The following is a 5,719-nucleotide window of genomic DNA, read 5'->3' as shown; positions in this document are numbered from 1 at the left end:
TTTTAAATAAACCTGCATCTTCAAATTTATTTTTAATTCTATAACCAATAATTAATGTAAGCATATTGATAAATTCATCTGCATAAACACTTAAATCATCATGAACTTTAACTGAATCAAGTTCCAAAGTGTTTTTGTAAAAGTCATTAACAAGTTCAATTTCCCATCTTTGCTTATACATATTCAAGGCTTCTTGACATGTTATGTCTTGGTCAGAAACATATGCGATAGTGCCAAATTTGTGTTTCATTTTGTCATATCTTTCTTTTGAGAATTTTTTGCTTGACATAAAGTCGTGTTCTTCTTTGAATGCTCTTTTAACGTCTCTAAAGCAGTAATAATATTTGTCTTCATAAAATACTTTTTTATATCATGTCGGATTCTCTTTATCGTCAAGTTTTTCTGACATATTATAAGCATCAATTTTATCTAAAATTTTTGAGGATCTTTTTAAAGGATGTATAAAACCAACGTTTCCAAAATACTCATTATTCATTGCTTTGTCACCAATTATAATTCCTTTTGTTATACCTGTTTTTTCTAAGAAATCAGGAAAACTAGTGACATCTACACAATTTCCGGGGTATGGAAGAGAACAAATTACATCTTTTGTCGATACATTGAAAGCGACTATAATGGATATGTTTTTACTGTTTTTAATTTTTGATTTGAAAGAAAAGTCATTTAAAGAATTAATTCTACTATTATTATTTTTTAACATCCCATCAATAGCAATTCTGTTATCATAATCAATTTTTTTAACTCTGTTTCTAATGAATAAAAGCGCTTTTCCATAATCAAGACCAACTGATCTTAGAAATTTAGAAATATTATTTTTACTTAGTTTTAAGTTTTGAAATTCATTAGAAATAAAAGATTCTTCGTATGTTTCTTCTAAGTTGGTATATGAGATTTTTGGATTTATAGAACGTAATAATGAAATTGTATACAAGTGATTGGCGAAATCTAATGTATAAACTTCTTTTAGATCACTTAAAATATCTTGTGAAACTGATTTAGCTAATTCATAATCACCATAATATTTAAAGCTAATCTTCTTTTTAATTTCTTCTTTTTTAATAAACTCACCATCAATGATGTGTCCTATCACTTTACCCTCTTTTGGTTGATTAGAACCGTTTTTTCTTACACAACCAACCCTTTCAATTACAGCTCATTTTGAACCAGATTTTTTAATTACAGTATTCTTTGGTCTTGGAACTTGTCGTATCTCTAGTGGTACTACCATGTTAACCTCCTATATAGTTAATTATATAGTTAAATTATAGCATAATTAAGTAAGATTTTAAAGTATTTTTTTAAATTTTTGTAACAAAAAAACGAGATATTTTAATTAAAATCTCATTTTTTATGCAATATAACTGCTTTTTATTATATTTTATGATGTTTGTATAGTTAATTTATGCGGTAAACTTTTGATAGATCTATTTGTTCGACATTTGATAGATCTATGATATCTCCTTTTTTTGCATCTTCTAATAATTCAATAGTATTTTTATCTATAATTTTAAATTTAATATTAGACATATTTTCCTCCACAATTAATTTAATTTTATATTATTATTTGCGTTAGTTATGCTGAATTTTAATAGCTTGTAAATTAATTTTATCTTTATTATATCTATGATTGATTAATTTATTTTTTTATTAAAAATTGATTAATTTTAAATTTTATTAAAAGCTATTTTTTATGTATATTCCAGAGCTATTTTTTATGTATATTAATAAAAAAATATTTGCTATATAATAAATATTAGATTATCTATATAATAAATATTAGATTAGAAAGAAGGTTTATTTTTATGATTAAAAAAATAGGTATTCTTACCTCTGGAGGAGACGCACCTGCAATGAACTGTGCGATTGCTGGAGTAGTTAAATCTGCTCACGCTAAAGGTATTGAAGTTTATGGTATTAGAGATGGATATAAAGGGTTATATAATGCTTGATTTGAAAAAATCACAGTAGAACAAACAACTGATATTATGTCAAAAGGTGGAACTATTTTAGGTTCAGCTAGATTCGTTGAATTCAAAGAAGAAGAAATAAGAAAAGTAGCAATTGAAAATCTTAAAAAAGAGGGTATCGAAGCTTTAGTTGTTATTGGTGGAGATGGAAGTTACATGGGAGCACAAAGATTGACTGAAATGGGAATCAATTGTGTTGGATTACCAGGAACTATTGATAATGATATTGTTTCAAGTGATTTTACAATTGGATTTGATACAGCTTTAAATACTGTAGTTGAAGCAGTTGATAGAATTAGAGATACAATGCAATCACACAACAGAGCTTGTGTTGTTGAAATTATGGGTAATGGATGTGGTGATCTAGTTACTTATGCTGCAGTTGGAACAGGAGCTGAAATTGTAAGTCCAGCCGAAGACTTATTATCAATTGAAGAAATGGGTCAAAGAGCTAAAAAATTACGCGAACAAGGAAAAAGAAGTCTTATTATTTTAATTTCTGAAAAATCTTATGATGTTTCATCAAGTGAAATTGCAAAAAGAATTGAACAAATCAGTGGATTTGAAACACGTGCTACAATTTTAGGACACATTCAACGTGGTGGAAGACCAACTGCTATGGATAGATATTTAGCATTTACTGGAGCTATGTTTGCAGTTGATCAATTAGTTGAAGGAAAAGGTGGATTATTTATTGGATTAGAAAACAATAAATTAGTAGCAAGAGATATCCAACAAACTTTAAACATGAAACCTATTGATAAAAAACCATTTATTAGAAAATTAAGAGAAGCTAACGAACAATTTAGTAAATAATATTTTTGAAATTAATAGATTAAAAATTTATAATATAAATATATATTAATTTAAGGTGATAAATAAATGAAAAAAGAACTTTTAGAAAAGCAAATAAAGCGAACTAAAATAATTACAACTATTGGTCCTTCTACTCACTCAGTTAAAGCGATTAAAGAATTGTTTGAAAAAGGAATGACAACAATTCGTTTAAACTTCTCTCACGGTGATTATGAAGAACACGGATCAAGAATGGAATTTGTTAAAAAAATTAGAGAAGAAATTCAAAAACCTATTTCTATTTTATTAGATACTAAAGGTCCTGAAATTCGTGTTGGAAAATTTGCTAACGGAAAACAACAAGTATCAAGAGGACAAAAAATTATAATTTATACAGATAAAGAATCATATCTAAATAAAGAATGTGGTCAAGGAGAAATGACTGTTTCTTATGATATGTCAGTTGATTTAAAAGCTGGAGATGTTATTTTAATTGATGATGGTAAATTAGAATTAACAATTGACTCAGTAAAACCTCAAATCATAGAAACTACTGCATTTAATCATCATGAAGTTAAAACAAATAAACGTGTAAACTTACCAGGTGTTGATTTCTCAATGGATTTCTTATCTGAAAAAGATGAAAAAGATATTTTATTTGGATGTGAACAAGGTGTAGATTACATTGCTGCATCATTTGTAAACAGTGCTCAAAACGTTCGTCAAATTCGTGATATTCTAGCGAAAGGTAATAGAACTGATATTCAAGTTATTTCAAAAATTGAATCTCAAGTAGGAATTGATAATATTGATGAAATAATAAAAGAAAGTGATGGAATTATGATCGCTAGAGGAGATTTAGGATTGGAAATTCCTTACTATGATGTTCCATATTGAGAAAAAGTAATTATTAGAAAATGTCGTGAAGCAGGTAAAATTGTAATTGTTGCAACTCAAATGTTAGAAACTATGACAAATAATCCAGCTCCAACTCGTGCTGAAGTAACTGATGTTTACTTTGCAACTGAATTGGGTGCTGATGCAACTATGTTATCAGGTGAATCTGCTACTGGAGATTTCCCATTCATTACAGTTCAAACAATGGCTACAATTAATAAACGTGCTGAAGTTGAGTTCTACAACAAACTTTACTACCAACAACAATTAGATAATGCTATTAAGTCAAGTTCAGGATCTCGTGCAGATATAGCTTTATCATTGGCTGAAAAATCAAGAGAAGGAAATTACCGTTACGCTATTGTTCTATCAAGAACTGGACAATTATTAAAAACAATTTCTAAATTTAGACCTAACTTAGCTATCTTAGGAGTAAGTGCTAACCAAAGAATGTGAACTGCATTTGGTATTTGACACTCGATTTTTATGAATAAAGTAGATTCAATTAATAATTTAGAAAACAACGTTGAAGAATTATCAAAAATTGCTAAATCTTGAGGAGTTGTTTCTGGAGAAAAAATTCTTGTTGTTAGAGGAGAATCTATTAAAGAAATTACAATTATGTAATAATTTAATATTCAATGTAGTAGTAAAATCTACTACATTTTTTTATGAAAAAATATAAATATATTTGTATATTTTTATATACATTTTAAACAAGTAATATTATAATTTATTTGGTGATTATTATGAGTTATTTAGAAAAAATAGGAAGCTTGATTAAAGAAAATAGAATTCAATCAGGTCTATCTCAAGAACAATTAGCTAAGATGTCTAATATTCAAAGATCTCAGTTATCTAAAATAGAAAAGGGTGCTATTAAAGGGGTCAACTTACATACTATTGAAAGTATTTTCAATACTTTTAACTTGTCATTATTTCCAACAGAAGTAGAACCGAATCAACAAGATATTAAACCTTTTGTAAAATGAGCTGGTGGAAAAACTCAATTATTAAATACACTATTAAAATATATTCCAAAACAATTTAATAAATATTATGAACCTTTTGTTGGTGGTGGAGCTTTACTTTTTAAAATAAAACCAAGTAATTTTTGAATAAATGATTTTAATAAGGAGCTTGTAAGTGCATTTTTATGTTTTAAAGATAATGATAAATTTGTTAAGATGATAGAACAAATTGAAAATCATCAACAAAATCATTCAGAAGAATACTTTTACAAAATAAGAGATTTAGATAGAGAAAAATCTTTTGATAAAGCTGATATAGACAAAATTGCTTCAAGATTTATTTATCTAAACAAGTCTTGTTTTAATGGACTATATAGGGTTAATAAAAATGGGTTTTTCAATGTTCCATCAGCTAAAAAAACAAATGTAATTTGTTATGATTCAAACAATTTTAACAACATAAGAAATTATTTTAAAAATAGTGAATGCAAAATAACTTCTGTTGATTTTGCTGAAGCAGTTAAAAATGCAGAAAGTGGTGATTTTGTTTATTTTGATCCACCTTATGATAACTATGAAGAACAAAAAAACTTCACTTCCTACGTTTCCCACTTTAAGCATAAAAATAACAGTTTAAACTTATAAACCTAAATTTATAAGTCAAATGTTATTTTTTTAAAACTTCTAAAAGAGTGTGATAAGTATCTCAACTTTCTTTTAACCCATCATTAAACACTTGTATTGTTTCTGTTTTTTGTTTGTTTACAAATATCTCAATTTCTTTGACATCTTTAATAATGTTAATCATTTTATGTTCAGTAATTCTATTTTTACCTTGTAATCCTAATCTAGAATTCAAAAGGTAAACTACATAATTTAAAAACACTAAAGATACAAAACATAAACAAATATATCCAACAATATGATTTCATGTTGATAGATACATTGGACGAAGTGACAATTTACCTTTTAACGTTTTAAAATTAGATTCAATTTGTCACTGTTTTGAATATAAATTTACAATATCAACTACAGATAAATCAGTTCTATTTGTTTCATAAACATAAT

6 protein-coding genes are annotated in these 5,719 nt (G+C 26.6%); 3 read left to right on the top strand and 3 right to left on the bottom strand.

Going from position 1 to position 5,719, the window contains the following annotated elements:
* Both AB668_RS05425 and AB668_RS06010 read right to left on the bottom strand, forming a co-directional pair.
* The coding region (locus tag AB668_RS05425; protein WP_152908014.1) for a transposase at window positions 1–1,249 on the bottom strand (1,249 nt) is incomplete at its 3' end.
* A 167-nt stretch (window positions 1,250–1,416) separates the two neighbouring features.
* Window positions 1,417–1,548, bottom strand: a complete 132-nt coding sequence (locus AB668_RS06010) for a hypothetical protein (RefSeq protein ID WP_268777941.1) — start codon at window positions 1,546–1,548, stop codon at window positions 1,417–1,419.
* A gap of 275 nt (window positions 1,549–1,823) precedes the next feature.
* On the opposite strand from AB668_RS06010, the gene pfkA reads away from it, so the two are divergent.
* From pfkA to AB668_RS00880, 3 genes are all read left to right on the top strand, one after another.
* Complete coding sequence (gene pfkA / locus AB668_RS00890; RefSeq protein ID WP_050517223.1) at window positions 1,824–2,804, top strand: 6-phosphofructokinase; 981 nt, start codon at window positions 1,824–1,826, stop codon at window positions 2,802–2,804.
* Window positions 2,805–2,870: 66 nt separating this feature from the next.
* Complete coding sequence (gene pyk, locus AB668_RS00885) at window positions 2,871–4,307, top strand: pyruvate kinase (RefSeq protein ID WP_050517222.1); 1,437 nt, start codon at window positions 2,871–2,873, stop codon at window positions 4,305–4,307.
* A 122-nt stretch (window positions 4,308–4,429) separates the two neighbouring features.
* Window positions 4,430–5,296 carry a Dam family site-specific DNA-(adenine-N6)-methyltransferase gene (locus tag AB668_RS00880; protein WP_082160313.1) on the top strand — a complete coding sequence of 289 codons (867 nt, stop codon included), beginning with the start codon at window positions 4,430–4,432 and terminating at the stop codon, window positions 5,294–5,296.
* Window positions 5,297–5,318: 22 nt separating this feature from the next.
* Here AB668_RS00880 and AB668_RS00875 read toward each other — a convergent pair.
* Window positions 5,319–5,719, bottom strand: a 401-nt coding sequence (locus tag AB668_RS00875; RefSeq protein ID WP_152908013.1) for a transposase, incomplete at its 5' end; no start/stop codon positions are given.

This window comes from Mycoplasma sp. HU2014, from assembly GCF_001199495.1.
Lineage (GTDB): Bacteria > Bacillota_I > Bacilli_A > Mycoplasmatales > Mycoplasmataceae > Mycoplasma.
This window is presented reverse-complemented; position numbering and strand designations above follow the sequence as displayed.